Origin of the sequence: Pseudoalteromonas sp. DY56-GL22 (assembly GCF_041414715.1) — a bacterium.
Classification (GTDB): Bacteria; Pseudomonadota; Gammaproteobacteria; order Enterobacterales; family Alteromonadaceae; genus Pseudoalteromonas; species Pseudoalteromonas simplex.
Genome location: NZ_JANHZR010000002.1, coordinates 676,280 through 699,595, shown reverse-complemented (window position 1 = coordinate 699,595; position 23,316 = coordinate 676,280). Strand labels below are relative to the sequence as shown.

The 23,316-nt window shown below is 41.3% G+C and carries 21 protein-coding genes; 5 read left to right on the top strand and 16 right to left on the bottom strand.

Annotation, left to right across the window (positions count from 1 at the left end; all coding sequences use genetic code 11):
- The first annotated feature begins 28 nt into the window (after nt 1–28).
- Both NO991_RS07140 and ttcA read left to right on the top strand, forming a co-directional pair.
- Nucleotides 29–448, top strand: a complete 420-nt coding sequence (locus tag NO991_RS07140) for a hypothetical protein (protein ID WP_371351861.1) — start codon at nt 29–31, stop codon at nt 446–448.
- A gap of 226 nt (nt 449–674) precedes the next feature.
- A complete protein-coding gene (gene ttcA, locus NO991_RS07135) occupies nt 675–1,568 on the top strand; it encodes a tRNA 2-thiocytidine(32) synthetase TtcA (protein ID WP_054553048.1) in 894 nt (297 codons plus the stop codon).
- A gap of 64 nt (nt 1,569–1,632) precedes the next feature.
- On the opposite strand, the gene uspE is transcribed toward ttcA, so the two are convergent.
- The 10 genes from uspE to ccoN all read right to left on the bottom strand — a co-directional run bounded on the left by uspE (nt 1,633) and on the right by ccoN (nt 10,557).
- Complete coding sequence (gene uspE, locus NO991_RS07130; RefSeq protein ID WP_138618183.1) at nt 1,633–2,556, bottom strand: universal stress protein UspE; 924 nt, start codon at nt 2,554–2,556, stop codon at nt 1,633–1,635.
- A 102-nt stretch (nt 2,557–2,658) separates the two neighbouring features.
- On the bottom strand, nt 2,659–3,393 hold the full coding sequence (locus NO991_RS07125) for an FNR family transcription factor (RefSeq protein WP_054553050.1): 735 nt from the start codon (nt 3,391–3,393) through the stop codon (nt 2,659–2,661).
- A gap of 36 nt (nt 3,394–3,429) precedes the next feature.
- A complete protein-coding gene (locus tag NO991_RS07120; RefSeq protein WP_371351860.1) occupies nt 3,430–4,101 on the bottom strand; it encodes a sulfite exporter TauE/SafE family protein in 672 nt (223 codons plus the stop codon).
- Nucleotides 4,094–4,261, bottom strand: coding sequence for a cbb3-type cytochrome oxidase assembly protein CcoS (ccoS, locus tag NO991_RS07115; RefSeq protein WP_054553052.1), 168 nt, complete (start codon nt 4,259–4,261; stop codon nt 4,094–4,096). The genes NO991_RS07120 and ccoS overlap by 8 nt, the downstream gene beginning before the upstream one ends.
- Nucleotides 4,258–6,633 carry a heavy metal translocating P-type ATPase gene (locus tag NO991_RS07110; protein WP_300542809.1) on the bottom strand — a complete coding sequence of 792 codons (2,376 nt, stop codon included), beginning with the start codon at nt 6,631–6,633 and terminating at the stop codon, nt 4,258–4,260. Before NO991_RS07110 ends, ccoS begins: the two co-directional genes overlap by 4 nt.
- Nucleotides 6,634–6,642: 9 nt before the next feature.
- A complete protein-coding gene (locus tag NO991_RS07105) occupies nt 6,643–7,134 on the bottom strand; it encodes a FixH family protein (RefSeq protein WP_054561329.1) in 492 nt (163 codons plus the stop codon).
- Nucleotides 7,135–7,283: 149 nt separating this feature from the next.
- Entirely contained in the window at nt 7,284–8,249 is a 966-nt protein-coding gene (ccoP, locus tag NO991_RS07100; protein ID WP_300358358.1) for a cytochrome-c oxidase, cbb3-type subunit III, read from the bottom strand.
- On the bottom strand, nt 8,246–8,431 hold the full coding sequence (locus NO991_RS07095) for a cbb3-type cytochrome c oxidase subunit 3 (protein WP_010373992.1): 186 nt from the start codon (nt 8,429–8,431) through the stop codon (nt 8,246–8,248). Before NO991_RS07095 ends, ccoP begins: the two co-directional genes overlap by 4 nt.
- Nucleotides 8,432–8,436: 5 nt before the next feature.
- Nucleotides 8,437–9,111 carry a cytochrome-c oxidase, cbb3-type subunit II gene (ccoO, locus tag NO991_RS07090; protein WP_054553056.1) on the bottom strand — a complete coding sequence of 225 codons (675 nt, stop codon included), beginning with the start codon at nt 9,109–9,111 and terminating at the stop codon, nt 8,437–8,439.
- A 12-nt stretch (nt 9,112–9,123) separates the two neighbouring features.
- Nucleotides 9,124–10,557, bottom strand: a complete 1,434-nt coding sequence (gene ccoN, locus NO991_RS07085) for a cytochrome-c oxidase, cbb3-type subunit I (protein ID WP_036967883.1) — start codon at nt 10,555–10,557, stop codon at nt 9,124–9,126.
- Nucleotides 10,558–10,923: 366 nt separating this feature from the next.
- On the opposite strand from ccoN, the gene NO991_RS07080 reads away from it, so the two are divergent.
- The 3 genes from NO991_RS07080 (at nt 10,924) to NO991_RS07070 (ending at nt 15,988) form a co-directional block, all read left to right on the top strand.
- A complete protein-coding gene (locus tag NO991_RS07080; protein ID WP_138600035.1) occupies nt 10,924–11,322 on the top strand; it encodes a hypothetical protein in 399 nt (132 codons plus the stop codon).
- A gap of 589 nt (nt 11,323–11,911) precedes the next feature.
- A complete protein-coding gene (locus NO991_RS07075; protein WP_166339345.1) occupies nt 11,912–14,503 on the top strand; it encodes a TonB-dependent siderophore receptor in 2,592 nt (863 codons plus the stop codon).
- A gap of 108 nt (nt 14,504–14,611) precedes the next feature.
- Nucleotides 14,612–15,988 carry a hypothetical protein gene (locus NO991_RS07070; protein WP_138600037.1) on the top strand — a complete coding sequence of 459 codons (1,377 nt, stop codon included), beginning with the start codon at nt 14,612–14,614 and terminating at the stop codon, nt 15,986–15,988.
- A gap of 28 nt (nt 15,989–16,016) precedes the next feature.
- On the opposite strand, the gene NO991_RS07065 is transcribed toward NO991_RS07070, so the two are convergent.
- The 6 genes from NO991_RS07065 to NO991_RS07040 all read right to left on the bottom strand — a co-directional run bounded on the left by NO991_RS07065 (nt 16,017) and on the right by NO991_RS07040 (nt 23,250).
- Nucleotides 16,017–16,280 (bottom strand): hypothetical protein, encoded by a 264-nt coding sequence (locus tag NO991_RS07065; RefSeq protein ID WP_054553091.1) that lies wholly within the window; start codon nt 16,278–16,280, stop codon nt 16,017–16,019.
- Nucleotides 16,281–16,291: 11 nt separating this feature from the next.
- Nucleotides 16,292–17,125 carry a peptidoglycan binding protein CsiV gene (locus NO991_RS07060; RefSeq protein ID WP_300358337.1) on the bottom strand — a complete coding sequence of 278 codons (834 nt, stop codon included), beginning with the start codon at nt 17,123–17,125 and terminating at the stop codon, nt 16,292–16,294.
- Nucleotides 17,125–20,598 (bottom strand): transcription-repair coupling factor, encoded by a 3,474-nt coding sequence (mfd, locus tag NO991_RS07055; RefSeq protein WP_371351859.1) that lies wholly within the window; start codon nt 20,596–20,598, stop codon nt 17,125–17,127. Before mfd ends, NO991_RS07060 begins: the two co-directional genes overlap by 1 nt.
- Nucleotides 20,599–20,627: 29 nt before the next feature.
- A complete protein-coding gene (locus NO991_RS07050) occupies nt 20,628–21,521 on the bottom strand; it encodes a carbon-nitrogen hydrolase (protein WP_054553061.1) in 894 nt (297 codons plus the stop codon).
- Nucleotides 21,514–22,572, bottom strand: a complete 1,059-nt coding sequence (locus NO991_RS07045) for an agmatine/peptidylarginine deiminase (protein ID WP_371351858.1) — start codon at nt 22,570–22,572, stop codon at nt 21,514–21,516. Before NO991_RS07045 ends, NO991_RS07050 begins: the two co-directional genes overlap by 8 nt.
- Before the next feature lie 84 nt (nt 22,573–22,656).
- Complete coding sequence (locus tag NO991_RS07040; protein ID WP_054553092.1) at nt 22,657–23,250, bottom strand: PilZ domain-containing protein; 594 nt, start codon at nt 23,248–23,250, stop codon at nt 22,657–22,659.
- Nucleotides 23,251–23,316 lie beyond the last annotated feature (66 nt).

Below are 23,316 nucleotides of genomic sequence, written 5' to 3'. Positions count from 1 at the left end.
AATTTTTCAGGGACTTAAAAGCATCTTAATGAAACCTTTAGCGTCTATTTTTGTTATTTTACTGCTATGTTCAGCGTGTAGTAGTCATTCACTTATCAACCAAGAAATGCAAACTAAGTTGCAAGGCTCATGGCAGTCTACAAATAGCCCAGTTTGTGAAGCTAATTTTCATACCGTAGCTTTCAAAAACAACACATTAGAAATCTCATATGACGAACAGGGCTATATTTCTGAGTCTGAAGCGAGAAAAACCTTCGTTTATAATATTCTCTCAGCAGAGAAAAATTTAGTCCGTGTGCAGCTTGAAAATGAAACTCGTTTAGATAATAAGGGCAAGCCAGTAGTTTGGCATCTAAAACCACTTAGAAATGATAAGTATTGCTGGGGTAGAGATGACTGGCCTGATCTTGCTTGTACAGCTTCCCGTTATAAATGCATAGTAAAATAAATAAGAAGTAAGTTTGCAGAAGTCAGAAAATTAAAGCTTTCAGCCTATAAATTCATAGATCTTTGAGTCTATTCCCAAAGCGCTTTGCTTTACGTGGTATCTCAACGAGAGAAGCGTTTTAATTATCCCACGCTAATCATTTCAACTCGCTCAAAAAGTCCGTATAATCCACGCCGAACTTTTTACTATGAAACATGGCTTACTAAAGCCTGTATGAGCAGAGCAAATGAATCAAACTGATACTAGAAAAGAAACTCTTGAATTTAATAAACTTCAAAAGCGTCTAAGAAGGCATGTTGGTACCGCGATTACTGATTATAACATGATCGAAGACGGTGATGTTGTTATGGCATGTATCAGTGGTGGTAAAGATTCTTTTGCAATGCTAGATATTTTGCTTAATTTACAAAAAGCAGCGCCGATTAAATTTGAAGTTATTGCTGTAAACCTTGATCAGAAGCAGCCTGGTTTTCCTGAGCACATTTTGCCTGATTACTTTGAGACGCTAAATATTCCGTATTACATCGTCGATAAAGATACTTACTCAGTAGTAAAAGAAAAAGTACCAGAGGGGAAAACTACCTGTGGTCTGTGTTCACGACTTCGTCGCGGCACACTTTATTCATTTGCAGAAAAAATTGGTGCAACCAAACTAGCACTTGGTCATCACATGGATGATATCGTTGAGACAATGTTCTTAAATATGTTCCATGGTTCACGACTAAAAGCGATGCCACCAAAATTACGCTCTGATGATGAACGTAACGTGGTAATCCGTCCGTTGTCATATTGCCGTGAAAAAGATTTAATTAAATACGCTGAGCACAAAGACTTCCCGATCATTCCTTGTAATCTATGTGGCTCACAAGAAAACTTGCAGCGTCAATCAATCAAAGCCATGCTGACAGAGTGGGATAAGAAAACTCCAGGTCGTGTTGAGAGTATCTTTAAGTCTTTACAAAATGTTAGCCCAAGCCAGCTTGCAGACAGAAACTTATTTGATTTTGAAAATTTACCACTTGATAGAGAAGGCAATCGTGAAAGCTATGACTTTAGCGAGGCGGTGGTCTCATCAACAAACATTGATGAATCATTATTTATTGATGTAACAAATATATAAAACTCTTAAACTGTATATATAAAAAAGCCCCAAACAGGGGCTTTTTTAATATCTATTCAATAGGTTATTTAGCAAGTGGGCTTACATAGCCGTCTGGTTTTAGCGCTAATACATCGCAGTCAAGGCTATCAATAACATGCTCTGCTGTGTTACCGACAAGCGCTGCACTTAAGCCAGTACGTCCAACTGTACCAATCACTACTAATTCGCTGTTGAGGCGCGCAGCAACATCAGGAATAACATCTTCAGGTAAGCCTTCTTCAATGTGGCAATGAGCTTGGTCAATATCAAAGCCTTCAGCTAATGAAAGCGTTGATTCAAAGTGATGTTTTTTAACTGATTCGTTGTAAACACCTGGGTTAAACTCAGGAATTTCAATCGCGATATTAACCGGCGTTGCTGGGTAGGCATTTACTAAGTTAAGGGTGGCGTTGGCCAAGTCACAAATGAAGCGAGCGTCATTAATAATACGCTTGTTAAGTTCAAGGTGTTGTTCATTCTCACTCACTGCGTTTACAGCAGCTAAAATATTGCCTTTTGCTGGCCACTCTTTCTCTTTAACAAGTAAAACTGGAGCAGGGCACTTACGAATAAGATGCCAGTCAGTAGGAGTGAAGATAACCGATTTAAGTGTATCGTGTTGATGGGTGCCTTTAACAACAAGATCAAAGCCATCATTGATCACGGTATTGATAATAGCTTCGTACGGACGGTTATGCCAAACCACACAGCTATCAATAGTAAGATCAGGATAAAGGGCAATCTGCTCATTTAACCATTCTTGGCGGTCTTTTATTACGGCTTCGCGCATTGCTTCACGCTCATCAGCAGAAAGCATAGTGGTCATTTCATAAGAGAAGTCGTAGATACTGAGGAAAGCGGTGATGGTCGCGCCAGATTTTTTGGCTAGATCAATTGAGCGGCTTAAACTATGTTGCTGCTCTTTGGTTGGGTCTATAACTGCTAAAATTCGTTTAATTGCGTCCATGTGCTGCTCCTTAACTGTTCCGCAAAAAGTAGTACTTTGAGTGTAACCTAAATTTAGAACAGTTAAAGGGGCAAACAATATAAAGTTGCGTTAAATCAAACTCTATTTACATTTAATCGCTGCTGTTGCTGCAAGCGCTTGCTGGTCCAAAATGGTGATAAATTTGCCTTCAACTTTAATAAAGCCCGCTTTTTGGAAGCGGCTTAAAAGGCGGCTAATTGTTTCAACAGTAAGGCCTAAATAATTACCGATTTCACCACGTGTCATGGTTAAACGGAATTCTTTACGTGAGAAACCACGTTCACCAAAACGCTCTGCAAGATTATAAATAAAACTTGCTAGACGCTCTTCAGCTGACTTTTTATTGAGTAACAATAACATTTCTTGGTCGTAGTTAATCTCATTACTCATTAAACGCATAATTTGTTGGCGTAGCTTAGGTAATTTACCTGCTAATTCGTCTAGAGTATCGAATGGAATTTCACATACCATTGAAGTTTCAAGGGCTTGCGAAAAGCTTTGATGAGCCATTTTGTTGATTGCATCGAAACCGACTAAATCACCAGCCAAGTGAAAGCCAGTAATTTGCTCATCACCTTGCTCAGACAAGGTATACGATTTAAATGAACCAGAGCGTACCGCATAAATGGCATTTAAGCTTTCGCCAGACTCAAATAAATAATCACCTTTGTGTAGAGGCTTTTTACGTTCGATGATTTCATCGAGACGATCCATTTCTTGACCGTTTAATGAAAATGGCAAACATAGCTGGCTGATACTGCAATTATTACAGCTAATTGTGCATAAGCCTTTTGACTTGTTTTGTGAGAAGTCCATACATCAAATCCATTCAAATAGGTTAACAACTTTAGGTTAATGAACTAACTTATCGGTTGCTATAATTAATAAGTATATACCGTACCATATTATTACGCTGCCTAGAATAACCCTTATCCAAACATGGTTAAAAAGAGTATTCATTTTTTGACTAACAAGACCAACACTGATCATTGCTGGAAAAGTTCCCAAAGCAAAAAATAACATTACGCCTGCACCGTGAAGAGCTGATGGGCTTGTGAGTGCCCAGGTTAACGCAGAATAAACTAGGCCACAGGGTAACCAACCCCACAAAGCGCCATAAAGCAAGGCTTTAGGGGTTGTATCGACCGGTAATAAAAAACGATTGAGTTTAGCTAAATGCTGCCATATTAGCGCCTTGCCTAGTTTTTCTAGCCACTGTAGGGTTGCCGCTAAGCGCATTATGTAAACCCCAACTAGTAGCATAAAAATACCACTCAAAAACGACAACGCTATCGATATAGAAGTATTTTGCGCTGCAAAGCGACTACTAATTCCTGCTACAAGAGCACCGGCAAGCATGTAACTTAGTGCGCGGCCTAGGTTATAAGCAACCGAAAAGCTCACTGCACGGTTTTTGTTGGCAGCAAGTTGTAAACTACTGGCAATGCCGCCACACATAGCTAGGCAGTGACCACTGCCTAACAAGCCCATTATAAATGCACTAATAAACAGCGGATCAATCATTACTTTTGTTATGCTGCTCTTTATCGTCTTCGAACAGAATACTGTGACCCTGTTTATTTAAATCAGAAAACTGCTCGCTTTTTACAGCCCAAAAGAATACCCCAATTGCAATGAGCACAAATAAAATGGCAATTGGGATAAGCATATAGATGATACTCATAGTTTTAATAACCTTAATGAGTTGGTAATAACCAAAATGGAGCTTGCAGACATACCGATGACGGCCATCCAAGGAGCTACGAGCCCAAGGGCTGCCAATGGTAAAATCGAACCATTGTAAATAAGTGATAATGCCAAGTTTTGCTTAACAATACGGCGCGTCTTTTTCGAGACAGTAAGCAAATGTTCTATAGCCGTTAGATCACTATTGAGTAATACCACATCAGCACTATTTTTGGAAATATCAGCGCCGGTTTCCATTGCGATAGATAAATGGGCACTGGCAAATACCGGGCTGTCATTCACGCCATCACCCACCATAGCAACAATGGCACCTTTAGCTGCCAATGTTTCAACATGGGCTTGTTTATCGCGAGGGCTGCATGCTGCATGCACGGTATCTAAATTTAGCTGTTTTGCAATTCGCTCACCACTGTTAGAGGCATCGCCCGTTAACATATGGCATTTGAGCTGTTGTGAATGAAGTGTAGTAACCAGTTTTTCTGCGTTATCACGTAAGCTGTCTGCTAAGTAAAAGCGCGCAATGACTTGTTTATCGATATACAAGGTTGCTTGAGCATCAGCTTTTTCGGTATCAAACCAACCGCTTTTACCTATCGCAAGGTGTTGATCATTGAGTAAAGCGGTAATGCCTTTACCCGGTTCGATAGTCACATTCTCAATAGGGTTTATTGAGTCGTTGAAACCAGCAAATGCATTAGCTATAGGGTGCTCAGAGAAGCTTTCAAGTTGGGCAGATAAGCGTAATGCATCAGCTTCACTGTACTGGCTGTTTACTAGCTCAACGCGTTCAATGGTAAAGCGACCTTGCGTTAAGGTACCTGTTTTATCAAAGGCGATATCAGTTAATTGTGGTAGCGTTTCTAATACGTGGGCTTGCTTAATTAAAATCCCACGCTTTGTTAAGCTTGCAACTGCACAAGTTAGGGCAGTTGGAATCGCTAAACTAAGCGCACAAGGGCAGGTTGCAACAAGTACAGAAATAGTCACCCAAAAGGCATGCTCGGGGTCTATTTGATACCAACCAATCGCTGTTATTGAGGCAAATACTAATAAGCAGGCAACAAACCACTGTGCTACTTTATCTGTGATCTCAACTAGGCGCGGGCGTTTGGTTAACGCTGTGTGTTGCAACTTAATAATTTGATTAAGCAGGGTATTTTGACCGATTTTGTTGATCTCAATACTGATCACGCCATCGTGATTAATAGTACCTGCGTAAACTTGATGACTGATAAACTTGTTAACTGGCTGGTGTTCACCCGTCATCATGGCTTCATCAACGGTTGTTTGACCTTTTGTAACAATACCATCAGCAGGAATAGTCTCGCCCGCTTTTATTAATACAACATCACCCAGTTTGAGCTTTTTAGCTGCAATAATCGATTCTTGATTATTATCATCAATAATACGAGCTGTGAGCGGCAGTAACTTTTGCAAGTTAGCGGTAAATTCGCTGGCCTTTAAACGGGCTCTAAATTCTAAATATTTACCTAATAATAATAAAAAGGTAAACATACAGATAGATTCGAAATAAACTTCGCCAACCGACATTAATGTGGCATAACAGCTTGCCCCATAAGCACCAAAAATCGCTAATGAGACAGGTAAATCCATATTCAGCTGTTTGGCTTTTAAACCATTAATAGCATTGGTTAAGAATGGCAGGGCACTGTAAAGAATTACAGGAGATGCAAGTACTAAGCTTATCCAGCGAAAATACTGCTCGAAGTTCTCTTCCATGCCAGAGAACATGCCAAAATACATGGCAAAAGCAAACATCATTACTTGCATGGTCATCAGACCGGCAACCCCTAAACGGCGGATATAAGCTTTTGCGGCTTGTTGTTTTTGGCTCGCTTCAAGGTCTGCCTGAAACGGGTAGGCTTTATAGCCGATTTCATGTAATGAGGTGATAATTTGGCTAAGCGGTGTAACCGATTTATCCCATTGGATCATGGCACGGTTGGTCGAAGTATTTACATCAACACGTTTGATTGCTTTTAAATTAAGTAGTTGTTTTTCGATTAACCAAGCACAGGCAGCACAGGTGATGCCTTCAACCGTTAATAGTACTTCTGATAAATCATTAGTGGCTGAAATAAACTCGTCTTGAATATCTTCGTTATCGTAACTTTTAATCAACTCAAGCTGCTCTGGAACAAGCTGTTCAACTTTACCAGAGCGTACAGTTCTAAATTTATAATAATCGGTCATGCCTTGGGCGACGATATTCTCAGCAACCGTTTGGCAACCAATACAACACATAGGTTGTGCCTTACCGTCTATTTCGACAGTCGCATTAAAGCCTTTTGGCACACTTTCAAGACAATGAAAGCAATTATCGGACATTAGAGTTTACTACTTATATTCAGGGCTAATCGAAATCGTTTTATCAGTTGGTAGAATTACATCTTCTTTAAGTTTCCAACTGTTATCGATTGGTTCAATAAACACTGTATATGCACCGTCAACATGGGTGTCGAGTAGGGCAGTAAAATCGCCATGGGCGTTTTTCATTAAGCTTACATCAAAGTCATTGGCTTTAATGGTGCGATGATAAAAAGACATTTTTAAAGAGTGAACATTGCTTGCATCACCCTTGGTGAAAGTGAAAGTTACTTTATCGCCTGCAACATTTAAATCGCCATGTAAATAAAGTGCTTTTGCTTTATTAAATTTGCTGAGTTCAAGGTTAATTGCTTTGCCTTTTTTATAGTAATCATCAACAACCATATCTGGGCCGTTGCCAATTGCCATATAAATAAGACCAGCACAGCCGATGATGGCTGCAAGAGGAAAAGAGATTAAAAACCATGGCCAAAAGTTTTTATACCAAGGAGTGGGTTTCATAGTACTTATACCTTTAAAAACGTTGTACGCATTTTATCGGATTTAAAAGCAAAAGACTAAAAAAAAGCCTCCAGATGGAGGCTTTTTTGATCTTAATTAATCTATTGAATTAAAAGATTAATTGTTTATACATTTTATTAACCGCGTGGTTATTTATCTTGCGATAAGCTGTAAACGTACGCTGTTAATAAGTGAACTTTATCTTCACCTAAAATGTCTTTCCATGCTGGCATTACACCGGCGCGGCCATTGATTAGTGTTTCTTCAACAGCACGTTTAGAACCACCGTATAACCAGATGTTATCTGTTAGGTTAGGTGCACCAAATGGTAAGTTGTGTGCAACTGAACCTTTACCGTCAGCACCGTGACACGCAGCACACATTGCAAACTTAGCAGCACCTGCAGCAGCGTCTTTTTGGTTAACAGTACGGCCAGAAAGGCTAAGTACGTGAGCAGTCATTTCTTTAATGCCTTGCTCGCCAAGCGCATCACCCCAAGGTGGCATCGCAGCAACACGACCGTAAAGAAGTGTTTCTTTGATCTTGTCTGGTGAACCGCCGTATAACCAATCGTTATCTGTTAGGTTAGGGAAGCCTTGACCACCACGTGCATCTGAACCATGACATTGAGCACAGTTTTGTGAGAATAAACGTTGACCAATCTCAAGCGCTTTTTCGTCTTTAACTAGTGTTTCAATATCTTGTTTTGCGAATGATTCAAAGATTGGGCCAAAACGCTCATCAGCAGCGATAAATTCTTGGTCTAATTGTACGTTCTCACCGTTTTCTAAGGCTACTCTAGTTGCTTCTTTAGAAGCCGCTAAAGATTTTACACCTTGGTTAGAACTTGTCCATTTACCTAAACCTTCCCAGTTACCTAAACCTGGGTAAGCAGCAAGGTAGTATACAGACCAAATGAATGTCGCGAAGAACATATAAGTCCACCATTTTGGTAGTGGGTTGTTAAGTTCTTCAATGCCGTCAAATTCGTGACCACAGCTTTCGCCTTCTTTCACACCTGCGTAGTTTTTTAAGTTCCACAGAAGTAGGCCGAAGATGATAGCAAGACACGCTAGGGTTAATACAATAACCCATATACTCCAAAAGCTAGTCATTTCTCAGACTCCTTTTCCTCATTAGAGATTGTGTTGTTGTGTTTTTTTTCATCTTCAAATATGGCATTAGCAGCATCGTCAAAACGGCGTTTGCTACGCTTGCTGTATGCCCATACAACAATCACAATAAACAGTACTAAAATTACCAGAGTCAAAATGCCTCTGTATGTTCCGTAATCCATAATAATTACTTCAAGTGTGTGCCAAGCTGTTGTAAGTAAGCGATTAGAGCTTGCATTTCAGTTGCACCTTGACCACCGTTCATGGCTTCGATTTTCGCAATGTCAGCTTGTAGCTCTTCGTCACTTCCGTAACCTTTACCGTCGTAACGGTCGCTCGCTTTATCAATTCCGAAGCTATCACGGAATATTTGAAGCTTTTTAAGTGTATGGGTCGTATCGACTCTGTTTTCGTCTAACCAAGGAAACGCTGGCATGTTTGACTCAGGAACCACTGCACGTGGATCCATTAAGTGAGCATGGTGCCAATCGTCTGAGTAACGCTCACCAACACGCGCTAAGTCAGGACCAGTACGCTTAGAACCCCATTGGAATGGGTGATCCCATACTGACTCACCAGCTACAGAGTAGTGACCGTAACGCTCAACCTCGTCACGGAAAGGACGAATCATTTGTGAGTGACAGTTGTAACAACCTTCACGCACGTAGATATCACGGCCTTCCATTTCTAACGCTGTAAGAGGGCGTAAGCCATCAACAGGTTTAGTCGTATCGTCTTGGAACATTAGTGGAGTAATCTCAACTAATGCACCAAAGCTGATTGCAAAGACAGTCAAGATAGCCATTAGGCCAACGTTCTTTTCGACTATTTCGTGTTTGTTTTGTGAATTATTATTGCTCATCGTGCTACTCCATTATGCCAATTGTGCGTCAGCGTCTAGTTGAAGCGAATCTTTCTTCGCTGCAATAGTACGATAAACGTTGTAAGCCATAATTAGCATACCTGTTACGATGAATACACCGCCTAGGAAACGCATGATATAGAACGGATACGAAGCTTCTAATGACTGTACAAAGCTGTACATTAACGTACCGTCTGAGTTTACTGCACGCCACATTAGACCTTGCATTACACCAGAGATCCACATTGCTACGATGTATAGAACAACACCCACAGTGTGTAACCAGAAGTGCGTGTTAACTAGTTTAACACTGTACATACGGCCTTGTGAGAATAGTGCAGGGATTAGGTGATAGATAGCACCGATAGAAATCATTGCAACCCAACCTAGTGCACCTGAGTGTACGTGACCTACAGTCCAGTCAGTGTAGTGAGAAAGCGCGTTAACTGACTTAATAGCCATCATCGGGCCTTCGAACGTAGACATACCGTAGAAAGATAGAGAAACAACTAAGAAACGAAGTACTGGGTCAGTACGTAGTTTATGCCATGCACCTGATAACGTCATGATACCGTTGATCATACCACCCCAAGATGGAACGAATAGGATAACTGACATAACCATACCTAAGCTTTGCGTCCAGTCTGGAAGCGCAGTGTAATGTAGGTGGTGAGGACCTGCCCAGATGTATAAAGAAACAAGAGCCCAGAAGTGAACAACCGATAAACGGTAAGAATAAACAGGGCGGCCTGCTTGTTTTGGTACGAAATAGTACATCATACCTAAGAAACCAGCAGTTAATAAGAAACCAACAGCGTTGTGACCGTACCACCACTGAACCATTGCATCTACAGCACCTGCGTAGATAGAGTATGATTTAGTAAGTGAAACTGGAATTGCCATGCTGTTTACGATGTGTAAAACGGCAACAGTAATGATGAAACCAGCGTAGAACCAGTTCGCAACATAGATGTGCGATACTTTACGCTTGATTAACGTACCAAAGAATACCACTGCGTAAGTTACCCAAACAACGGCGATAAGAATATCGATTGGCCATTCAAGTTCTGCGTATTCTTTTGAGCTTGTGATACCTAATGGTAAGGTAATCGCTGCTAGTACGATAACAAGTTGCCAACCCCAGAAGGTGAAGGCTGCTAATTTATCTGAGAAAAGGCGCGTTTGACATGTACGTTGCACGACGTAATAAGACGTCGCAAAAAGTGCACTTGTACCAAATGCGAAAATTACTGCGTTCGTGTGTAACGGACGTAGTCGAGAGTAAGTTAACCATGGTGTATCAAAGTTAAGTGCTGGCCAAGCTAATTGGGCAGCAATCAGAACCCCAACACTCATGCCAACGATGCCCCAAATCACTGTCATAATAGCGAATTGGCGTACAACTTTATAATTGTACTCAGTTTGTGATGCTACTGTTTGGCTCATTTTCTGGCTTCCGCTGCAATAAATGCGTTTTAGAAATGAATTACCCACTTTTATTCAAAGTGGGGCCTACTATTACTTCACAAGCATGTTACCTAAAGCCAACTTAGCGGTGCTAGCTTCAGAAAACAAACTCGAGAAACCCTTATTTTTGCGATGGAAATGATAAAATTTTTGACCTTAAAAAGATAGGTCAATTGCATAAAATTATGACATCAATCAAATTTTAGCGCTTTGTTGGTTATTTTTTGTCAGAGATTGTATTTTTATTGACTTATTATTAGGTGCCTGTTGTCTTTTTTGGGCATTCTAATTAGTATCTGACTTTATTTTATACAGGCAAATAGAGTGCGAATAAGCTTATTTCCCGTGTTCCTTTTTAGTCTTTTTTTAGCTGCATGTGATAGCCAAAGTATAGATAAGGGCAGCACAAGTACAAGTTGTCAGAACAATAGTCATTGCAATTACCCTAATAATGTAGAAGTTTGGCTAAGTAACCCAGATATCAGTCCAGAAACACCGTTTACGATTAACCTAAAGTTACCAAAGGAGGCTAAAAACCTTTCAGCAAAACTCGAAGGTGTCACCATGTATATGGGTTTTATTCCACTGCAGTTTAAACAGACAGGGCAAGTTTGGGTTGCTGATACTATGGTTGGCGCATGCTCTGAACCTGTTATGACTTGGAAAATGATGCTCACTTATACTTCTGGCGATAATCAACCTCAAACATTGCTTTATTATTTCGATTCACTGCAAACTCGATAACATCTTCCTTCATTATTGTTGATCGCAGTTTTTAATTATCTAAAAGCTGTGATTAGCGCAATTTCTGCTTCACCTTTTTTTACTTGATGTTCTTTATTAGTCGTATTTTTATACGGTATTACAAACTGACGGAACAAAAACAAAAAATCATCCTCTAATACACTGTTTATCAGACTAACTTTGTCTATTTAGTTAATTTAAGTGAATAACTATGGTTAGCAGTCTTACCAAGCTTTTACGGTTTTTATAACGTTGTGTGATCAACTTGTAAAAATTTCATTTGTAGCATTAATTGGGCTCTGATTACACTTGATTACAAAGTGCGTGCAATTGATTTCAATCGTGTTTTTTTTGCTACTTAATAATGTTATTTTCCTGATGTGTAAGTGTTTTTTTCTATTAACATTGATACATCGTGAAACCTTATTACCTAAAGTTGGTACGTCATTTTTGGGTTGTTTTTTATTTGATCTTTCATTCAGTTTTCGTTCAGTTAACTGCGCCTAAGTTGCCCTCCGCTGACTCGTGATTCTAATAATAACGAGCGCTACCTGACTAAAGGTAAATTTCCAACAAGTAGGGTTTTCACATGAAAAAATCAATTCTTGGTTTAGCTGTTGTTTCAGCAATCCCAATGTTCTCAAGCATGCAAGTTTTAGCTGCTGATGATGCAGCAGAGTCTATTGAAAAAATTCAAGTTACAGGTTCTCGCATTAAGCGTACCGATATGGAGACGTCTAGTCCTGTAACTTTAATCGGCGCAGATGACATCAAAGCAATGGGTGCATCAAGCATCGATGGCGTTCTACAAAAAATGACTGCAGCAAGTGGTGCGATGACTAACCCTGCTGTTAACAATGGTTCAGGCGGTAACGCACGTGTTGACCTACGTGGTTTAGGCGCGCAACGTACTTTAGTACTAGTAAATGGTCGTCGTATGATCAACTCTGGTACTGGCGCAGCATCTACTGTTGACTTAAACACAATCCCAGTATCAATGATCAAGCAAGTTGAAGTACTAAAAGACGGCGCATCTGCTGTATATGGTACTGACGCGGTAGCTGGTGTTGTTAACATTATCTTAAAAGACGACTTCGAAGGTCTAGACATGAACCTTAACGGTGCTATCACTGGTGAAGGCGATGCAGACGAAACGTCTTTCGATATCACAATGGGTTCAAGCTTTGACCGTGGTAACGTTGTAATTGGTTTACAATACACAGACCGTGGCGACGCTTCTCAAGCAGACCGTGACTTCTCTGATTGTCCAATCGAAGAAGATTACGAAAACGGTAGCTTCTACTGTGGTGGATCTTCTTACACACCTTTCGGCCACGTTTGGGCTGAAAATGCAGACCTTCAAGGTCAAGCAGATGGTGAATGGCACGATTACACTGCTGCTGGAGATGCATATAACTATTCAGCAACAAGCTACCTTTACACGCCAATGCGCCGTTTAAACCTTACAGGTATCGGCCACTTTGACGTAACTGATGAAACGCGTTTAGTTTCTGAGTTCACTTACTCTAAGCGTTGGTCAACTCAACAAATGGCTCCACAGCCTGTATGGTTCGACTTCACGTACGATGCAGCAACTATGGGTGATTCACTTCTTTCTCACGGTGTAGCTGACGGTGAAGACATCTCTTACGGTCGTCGTATGACAGATGTAGGCCCTCGAGGTTACGAGCAAGTTGTTGATACTGTTCGTGCCGTAATCGGTCTTGATGGTGCATTTGACAACGGTTGGGGATGGGATACTTCAGTAGTATTCGGTCGTAACGACTCAGTTGACCGCGCAACTAACCTACTTAACATGGGTTCAATCCAAGATGCAATTGAAGAGGGTAATTTCAACCCACTTAACCAAGCAGATTGGTCAGGTAGCAACCTTGCACAGTACAACTACACTGAAAACAACTCAGGTGGTAGCCAATTATTAGTTCTTTCTGCTGGCCTTAACGGTGAAGTAATGGAACTTCCTGCAGGTTACGTTGGTTTCGCAGCAGGTATCGAGCGTCGTGAAGAAAAAGCATGGTACGTTCCAGATTCACTAACTTCACAAGGTCTTGCAAATGACCCACGTGTTGAACCAACTGGTGGTCGTTTTGACGTAAACGAAGCTTACGTAGAATTCGCTGTTCCACTTCTAGCTGACGCACCATTTGCACAAATGGTTGACTTAAGCGCTGCTGTTCGTGCATTCGACTACAGCACATTTGGTTCTGATGAGACTTGGAAACTAGGTCTAACTTGGCGTGTAAACGACGAACTAATGCTACGTGCTGTTCGTTCAACTGCATTCCGTGCTCCTACAGTTTCTGAGCTTTACCAAGGTAAATCACCTTCATTCGAACAAGTTAACTTCCCTGGTGCACAAGACCAAGCTGAAGTAACTGTTGGTGGTAACGACCAATTAACGCCAGAGCTTGCTGATACAGTAACTGCTGGTTTCGTATACGCTCCAGAATGGTTCGACGGTTTCTCAATGACTGTTGACTACTACGAAATCGAAATTGAAAACTCAATTTCAAGCGTAAACAACCAGTACATCGTTGAAAACTGTCTTGATGCTTCTACTGGCGCATACAAGAACCAAGATACTGCACTATGTCAGTCTTCTGCAATCAACTTCAATCAAAGCACTGGCCGTATTAGCTTCAACAACCAATTACAAAACATTGGTAATGAATCTACTAAAGGTTACGACGTAAACTTCAAGTACGCATTTGAAGCTGCAGGTCTTAACTGGCGCACAGGTCTTGATGTAACTATCCTTGATGAGTACATCGTTGATTCAGGCACAAGCACAATCGATTACACAGGTCTTGTAACTTCAGGTATCGGTAGCTACGCAAAAGTTAAGTCTAACTTCACTCTTAACGCGTCTGGCGACAACTGGGATGCACAATACCAAGCACGTATGATCGACGGCCTAGACAGCTACGCATGTCTTGCTGACGACAGCGAGTGTCTAGTACCAAGCGTTGGTACTGTTGTATACCACGACATCAGCGGTTCATACATCCTGAACGACACAGTGTCATTCTCTGCAGGTGTTAACAACTTATTCGATAAGCAAGCACCATACTACTCAGGTAACAATGACTCAAACACTGACCCGTACACATACGATGTACTAGGTCGTCGTTTCTTCGCTGGTATGAACATCAAGTTCTAATCTAGTTTGAAATGATTACTAAGGCCCCGTTTTTACTGGGCCTTTTTTATTGTCTGAAAGCCTATCAACGCGTAAACTATAGAGGTACTTTTAACAAACGAGGTGATATTGCTTAAACAAGACGAAAACTTATCTTTTATTATTGAGCCTGAGCTTAAACCACGCACAGAGCAACGACTCGACCTGTATTTCTCCATTCCGAATGAAATGAGTGTTAACCCACAAACACTGAGCGAAGAATCATTCTTTAATAATAACTTTAAATCGCACCTTGCGTATAACGCTAACAACATTCACTTACCCTTAGTGAGAAGCCGCTTTGTTAGTAAAAACAAAGGTGAACAGCAAGATTATCGGCAAAACTTAAACTTATATTGTTATCAAGTTCGACTCGCGCTGAATGCCGATATTAAAGACACCCTAAAACACCAAGAAGCCGAAGAGTTTTACCCTGTTGCCATTGAGTTGTGCGAGCAAACCAAAGGCTTGTTGAAAAAGCTAAGACGCTATACCCCCGATGATGAAAAGCTCCTGCCATTTTATAAAAACGCCGATAACTACTTAAGCTGGCATGTAGAGCAGTCATTTCTGAAACTATTGGATGAAGGGCCGCGCAGTAGTGATTTTGCAAAAGAGCGCAGTGATTTATTAGAGTTCTGCAAAGCTGAAAACAGTTATCGTGATGAGCAAGAATATAATTCGCAATCAACACTCGAAGATGCCAACCGTATCACTAATAAAATGCGCCTGTTACAACGTTTAATTGAGCATGGGGTGGTACTTAATCGCACTACACGGCATTTAAACAGTTATTTAAAGCGCATGGTTAAGGGTACAGTGACCGCAGTGATTATGGCTTTTGTGATGTTGGTTGTGTTAAATGCTCGCTCAAACTTTACCGAAGTAACAGCAACCTTGATTTTGATCTTGGGTGTTATTTATGGACTTCGTGAAATATTTAAAGAAGACATCACACGCGTGATCTGGCGAGCTATCGTAAGAGGGCGACCAAAATGGCGGTTTCAGTTTAAAAACAGCATAACCAAAGACAAAATTGCCAGCCAATACATTTGGCTTGAATACACCAGTTTTAAACGCCTGCCTAAAGCGGTAAGAAGAATTTTTTCAAAGCGCCGACATCAAAATAAACAGGCTGCTCAGTGGCTGCATTTTGCAAGCGAAACACAAGTTAACGCGAAAGAGTTTTTACCAGGCTACGATACCTTGCAACAAACCATGCAATTTAGCTTGGCACCGTTTGCTCGCTACTTAAAGCGGGGGGAAGGTAAGCTCTATCATCTTGATAGTAATAAAATCTCTAAGAAAGCCGTAGAGAGGCGTTATCAGCTAAATGTGGTACTAGTATTTACACAAAGCGAAGGTGAAATTTTGTATCAGCGTTACAAGATTACGCTAAATCGCAGCAAAATTGTTAATATTGAGCGCATTTACTCGCAAACTGATATTCTTAAAGATGAAAGATGAAAGGGTGGCCTTGGCCACCCAATTGGGTTTATTTAGCGTCTAAACCAGTTTTGCTATAAAGCGATACTTTGTCTGACACTAGGGTAATTTCGATATTTTTATCTTTGTTACCCCAAATACAGTTAGTGTGTAGTGTCTTTTCTTCACACTTATCTGCTGAACCTAAGATAGCTTCAACCTCAGTTTTATCCATGCCAATTTTAATTTTTTCGTAGTTCTCTAAGTTTACTTTTGAGCAACCCGCTAAAGTAAGTGTTGCAGCCGCTGCTGCAATTGCCATATATTTTTTCATAATTGTATCCATTAATGGTTGTAGCGTCTTATTTGCACGATCATACCCATACGTGGGTGATCAAAATAATGTATCTCGTTACTTATCACACGTTTAAATTGTGAAAAACGTGCTTTTTCGTAATCACCGTTTTCTAGGCGCTGACTAATATCAAAATCTGCGTTTATAAATAGGTAGTGACGAACATAAATTTTCATTAAACCATCAAATTCCCACTTTGGCACATTTTGCAACTGGTCGGGAATATAGCGCTCAGTAGGGCCCACTAGGCTTATAAAGTCGTTATTTTCATTCTCTACTGGGGTTGAGTGTTTTGCTAAGTGTTCACCGGAAAATAAACGGATACTGGGTGCGTTTCTTTCACTCATTTCAGGAAAACGCCAGCCAGTGTGCAAAATAGGGGTTAAGCCTTTTCTATCAAGCTGATTTTTTTGCTCAACAAATTGTAATTGTTCTGGCGCCATTAAGTAAATGTCGTCAGTGTCTTCACGGGGCTCAACAACGGGTGTAACAGGCAGTTGATTATAACTTGCTAAAAAATCAACACTGTCGTCACATACATTAGAGTGAGGGTTGCTATTCACTAAAGAGTCGGTAAACGAATTTGAGCGAAAGCGGCTATCACCCTCAATACAAGCCTGTTTAGCTTGTGCAGAGTAAGCTGGAGATAATAAGTCTTTGCTCCGATTAGCCTTGATCTCATCGTGTTTTAAACTGAAATCTTCCTGTAAATAAGGGGCTGGGCGCTGTTTATAAATAAGAACTTCTATTTCGAACCAACGTGCTGCAAATGACGAGCTTGTATATAAGCAACAAAGCAGTAGTAAACTATTTCTAAACAACATTAATGGCTAACCTTTTTTTCGAAATCTGCAATCATTGCAGTGACCATTTTTAAGCGTTCGCGAGCGTTGGCTTCGCTAATTGCAAAGCGCAGTTTGTTTGCGCCATCCATTTTATACACCTGCGGTGCACTTTGTATCAAACCTATAATGAAGCTAGGGTTAACCTTTGTATGCTGGCTAAACTCAAAATAACCGCCTTTCGGGTTTGCTTCAATCTTCTTAATGCCAATATTACTTGCTTGCAGTTTTAATTGCTGCAAGCTGAATAAGTTTTTCGTGGCGTCAGGTAGTAGACCAAAACGGTCAATCAGCTCTACCTGTAACTCGTCCATATCATTGAGGTTAGCACAGCTTGCAATGCGTTTATAGATTCCTAAACGTACGTTTACATCATGAATATAATCATCAGGTAATAACGCTGGCAGCTTTAAGTCAACTTCAGTTTGTTGACCGAGTAGGTTCTCAAGGGTTGGCTCTTTACCTTCTTTGAGGGAGTTAACCGCTTGCTCAAGCATTTCCATATACAAACTAAAGCCAATGGTTTGCATTTGACCTGATTGATCATCACCAAGCAGCTCACCGGCACCACGAATTTCTAAGTCATGGGTTGCGAGCGCAAAACCTGCACCCAAGTCTTCCAGTGATTCAATCGCTTCAAGGCGTTTAACCGCATCTTTACTCAGTGATTTAGGGTTACCAGTTAGTAGGTAGGCATACGCTTGGTGATGGCTTCGGCCTACACGACCACGCAACTGATGCAGTTGTGCCAGACCCAGCTTATCTGCTCTATCCATAATAATGGTGTTGGCAGTGGGTACATCGATACCGGTTTCGATAATAGTGGTACACACAATCACGTTATATTTTTGGTGATAAAAATCACTCATAATTTGCTCAAGCTCGCGCTCTCGCATTTGACCATGTGCGGTTGTTACGCTGGCTTCAGGTACCCATTCGCTAATTTCTTCAGCAACTCGGTCTATGGTTTCAACATTATTGTGTAAGAAATACACCTGACCACCGCGTTTAATCTCACGCAGAATTGCTTCGCGAATAAGTTCAGCATCTCTTTGTCTAACAAAGGTTTTAACCGCTAAACGTTTTGCAGGCGGTGTGGCTATGATTGATAAGTCACGCATACCACTCATTGCCATATTCAACGTACGTGGGATAGGGGTTGCTGTGAGCGTTAAAATATCGACATCGGCACGTAATGCTTTAATTTTTTCTTTTTGACGCACCCCAAAACGGTGCTCTTCGTCAACAATCAATAAGCCCAAATCTTTAAATTGAATATCTTGTTGAATAAGCTTGTGAGTACCAATCACGATATCTAATTTACCCTCAGCCATTTTATCTAGGGTGTCTTTTTGCTCTTTGGTTGAGTTAAAGCGCGATAAAACACCAACCTCAATTGGTAAATCGGCAAAGCGGTCTTTAAAGTTTTCATAATGCTGCTGTGCAAGCAGTGTGGTTGGTACAAGTACCGCAACTTGCTTGTTATCATTCACTGCCACAAAGGCAGCGCGCATTGCCACTTCGGTTTTACCAAAGCCTACGTCACCACATACTAAACGGTCCATCGCTTGCTTACTTTGCATATCACCGAGCACAGACTCAATGGCGTTGCGTTGATCGTCAGTTTCTTCAAATGGGAAGCTGTCGCTAAATTGACGATAAGCACTGCCATCAAGCTTAAATTTATTGCCAGGCTTTGCTTGGCGTTTAGCGTAAATATCTAATAGCTCAGCTGCCACATCACGCACTTTTTCTGCGGCACGTTTCTTGGCTTTTTCCCACGCATCGGAGCCCAATTTATGGAGCGGGGCAGAGGCTTCTTCCCCACCAGAATAGCGGCTCAGCATATGTAACGCAGAAACGGGCACGTATAGTTTTGCCTCATTAGCGTAGATGATCGTAACAAACTCAGTGATCACACCGGCAGCATCAATGGTTTCAAGGCCTTGGTAGCGGCCTACACCGTGATCAAGGTGCACAATCGGTTGACCTTCACGTAGCTCAGCAAGGTTACGAATAAGCGCATCTTGGCTGGCTTCGTACTTATGTTTACGGCGTCGACGCTGCGAGACCTTAATGCCTAATAACTCTTGCTCTGTGATAATGGTTAAACGCGGCTTACCGTCTAGCACCACACTTTGCTCAAGTGGCGAAACGATTAGGCCAACATCACTCGAACTATTGGTGAAATCGCTAAACGATTCAAATTCTTTAAGCTTTAAACCACTTGGCTTTAATAAAGTGAGTAATGATTCGCGGCGGCCATCCGATTCAACCGAGAGCAACACGCGGCCTTTTTGTTTTTTCTCACTGGCAACATAGTCAATTAAACCTTGGTATGCTTCATGTAACTTATGATCAATACGAACATTTGGCAGCTCTTTACTAGCAAGGTTTGTATGACCCGCTTTGGTGCCTAATTTTGCTTGCGATAAACGAATGCGTGCATATTTACCAAACTCAGCAAAAAGTTCATTAACGCTTTGATACAGCTTTACAGGTTCAAGTAAAGGTCTGAGCGGATCAACACGGCGGTTTTCATAGCGTACATTCACATCATGCCAAAACTGATCAGCAGCATGCTCAATATCGCCAAAATGCATAAACGTTGTATTACTTGGTAAGTAATCGAAGATGGTTGCCAATTCATCAAAAAACAGTGGCATGTAATATTCGATACCCGCAGGCCAGGTTCCTTTAGTCACCTGCATATAAATTGAGTCTTGCTCAGAGCTTGCGCCAAATTGTTCACGATAATTGATACGAAAACGCTCAATGTCAGCGTCGTTAGTTGGAAATTCGTGAGCAGGCAGTAACTCAATTTTGTCGACCTTTTCATCTGAGCGCTGGCTTTCAACATCAAATAAACGAATGCTGTCGAGCTCATCATCAAAAAAGTCTAAACGAAATGGGTGCGGGCTACCCATAGGGTATAAGTCAACGATAGAGCCACGAATCGCGTATTCACCATGCTCCATCACTTGTTGTACATGTAAATAGCCCGCTTGTTCTAAGTTTTCACGCAGTGTGTGGGTATCTAAGGTATCGCCCACTTTAAAGTTAAGGGTTGAACCATAAATAAACGAAGCAGGGGCTGTACGCAGCATCAAGGTCGACACTGGCACGATTAATACGCTTTGTTGTTCTTTTTTTAAGGTATTTAACGTGGCTAAGCGCGCCGAAATAATATCTTGATGCGGCGAAAAGTGATCATAAGGCAAGGTTTCCCAGTCAGGAAAGACCATGACTGGGTTTTCAGGCAACAGAAATTCGAGTTCAGTTTCAAGGCGTAGGGCGCTTGGCGTATCTGGGGTGACAATCACAACCAGCTCGTTGTGTTGTTTTACACCTTCTGCGATGGCGATGCTAAGCCCGCTACCGGTAAGTTGTCCCCATTGAATTTTATCTTTTTCAGATTTTACCCAAGGCAATGCTGCCCATTGCGCAAACGCCATTTACTACTCCTTTAAACTGTTTTTACTGCTTAGTCTCGATAAATCTTGGTTAAGTCCTGATAGTGATCGATACGACGATCACGAAGGTAAGGCCAAATTCGACGTATGTTTTCACTACGTGCTTGGTCTAATTCAACAACTAATAATTGCTCATCGCTGTTGTTCGCTTCGGCTAAGATTTCACCTTGAGGGCCCGCGATAAACGAGTTACCCCAGAACTGAATACCTTCACTTTGACCGCTTGGATCACTTTCGTGGCCAACACGGTTACAGCTGATCACCGGCACGCCATTGGCAACTGCATGAGCACGTTGGGAAATAACCCAAGCGTCTTTTTGACGTGTTTGCTCGTCTTTTTCATCACGCGGGTCCCAACCAATGGCTGTTGGGTAAATTAAAATTTCAGCACCGGCCATTGCCATTAAGCGTGCAGCTTCTGGGAACCATTGATCCCAACACACTAGTACACCAAGTTTACCGACAGAGGTTTGAATAGGCTCAAAACCTAAATCACCCGGTGTAAAATAAAACTTCTCGTAAAAGCCTGGGTCATCAGGAATATGCATTTTACGGTATTTACCGGCAATGCTGCCGTCAGTTTCAAGTACCACAGCAGTATTGTGATAAAGTCCTGTAGCGCGCTTTTCGAATAATGATGACACGATCACCACATTAAGTTCTTTGGCAAGTGCACCTAAGGTGTCTGTGCTTGGGCCCGGGATTGTTTCTGCTAAATCAAAAACGTCTACATCTTCGGTTTGGCAAAAATACAAGCTACGGTGTAGCTCTTGAAGAACAATAAGCTTAGCGCCTTGGCTTGCTGCATCACGAATACCAGCAATTGATTTTGCCATATTGTCTTGAGCATTATCGGTGTTTGATTGCTGAACAAGAGCAACCTTTAAATGCGTTGGTTTAGTCATTGTTTGTTCCTGCTAAAAAGCCGCGCGGTAATTGCATTGTAATACAGTGTAAGCTGCCAAATTGGTGAATAATTGGCACACAATTAATACCCACTACAGTGTGATCTGGGTATGCTTTGGCAACCTGACCAAGCGCCAGTTGATCGTTTTCATCACCATAAATTGGTACTAAAACGGTTTTATTGATAATTAAATAATTAGCGTATGTGGCAGGTAATCTGTCACCATCTTCATCGAACACTGCTTTTGGCCAAGGTAAGGCAATCAGCGTGTAGTTTTCACCCTCTGCTGTTTTAAATGATTGCAGTTGCTTTTCCATTGCATCAAGGGCTGCAAAGTGCTCATCATTTTTATCGTCGCACTTAACATAAACAAGGGTGTTGTTTGGAGCAAAACGTACCAGCGTATCAATATGGCTGTCGGTATCATCACCCGCAAGGTAACCGTGATCAACCCAAAGAAACGACGTAGCGCCTAGTTGCTCAACCAGCGTTTGTTCTATATCTGCTTTTGTGAGTTCAGGATTACGATTTGGGTTTAATAAGCACTCGCTAGTTGTGAGTAACACGCCGCGTTCATTGATCTCGACGCCACCGCCTTCAAGAACCAGTTTACTTTGCTGATAACCATTTTTAGAATTAGCGACTTGCTTTACAAGTACTTGATTAATTTGATTATCAAGATCACTTGCAAACTTATTGCCCCACCCATTAAAAATAAAATCCATTACTTTCAATTCTGTTGCGTCATCAATATTCGCACAGGTCAATGGGCCATGGTCACGTGCCCAGGTATCGTTACAGGGTGTCACCACAAAGTGAATGCGTTTAGCATCAACCTCTGCATTTGCAAGTAAAGCTGCAATATGTGCTTTGAGAGCATTATCATGAGCTACAATCACAACATCTTGTTGTTGGCTTATTGCTTGGCAAAGTGCTACATACACAGGCTCAACAGCGGTTAAATTTGCTGCCCAATCTGTGTCTTGATGAGGCCAAGTAAGCATAACAGCATCTTGCTCAGCCCATTCAGGTAAAAGTCTAAATTTCATGAAGGTATTAAACAAACTAAGGTGGGGCTAGTTTAGCATTTTAGCCATAGATGTCAGCTTTTTGTGCGCGATCCAGCGTGATTTTTATTTGTCTTGCTGATTGTTTTCTTGCTGACGTTTTTTTAGTTGGCGTGTTTGTGCGTGCAGGGCTGCTCTTACGACTAAATCTTGGTCAGCATCGCGAATGGCAGTAAACAATAATGTGTATTGGTATTTATCATCATCGCATTTTTCAATGGCCACTAATTCGGTATAGCAATAAATAGCTGATGCTTCGTGTTGTAAGAATAACTTAGTGCGAAATGTTTGCCCTAATTCATACACATCAGCGGAGGTAAGTTTTACACCGCCACCGCCATAACTATCGCAATAGTTTGCGTTATCGTCAGGCTGCTCTGAGGCTAAGATGTGACTCATGATTAAATCAATTTTACGAGATTGCGCCTGTAAAAAGGCCGCCAGTTCTTGTGCAACATCACCTAGATTACGAAGTGGTCGTAAGCTTGTTTGCTCAAGTTCGTTTACTTCGTTGGCAAGTTTAAATAGGGCAGGGATATCTGCTTCAAGTTCAGCATTGGTTTTTGGTACAGCACTTGGTTCAACCGCATACAAATTGACACGGTTGCTCTCGTTGATTTGAAAATACTGTTCAAATTCGGCTAATTTTTGATTATTCATGCTGTACTCCACACATCTTTCCTTAATACTAGCGTTCGAAGCAGTAAATTGCTAGTAATCAAATAA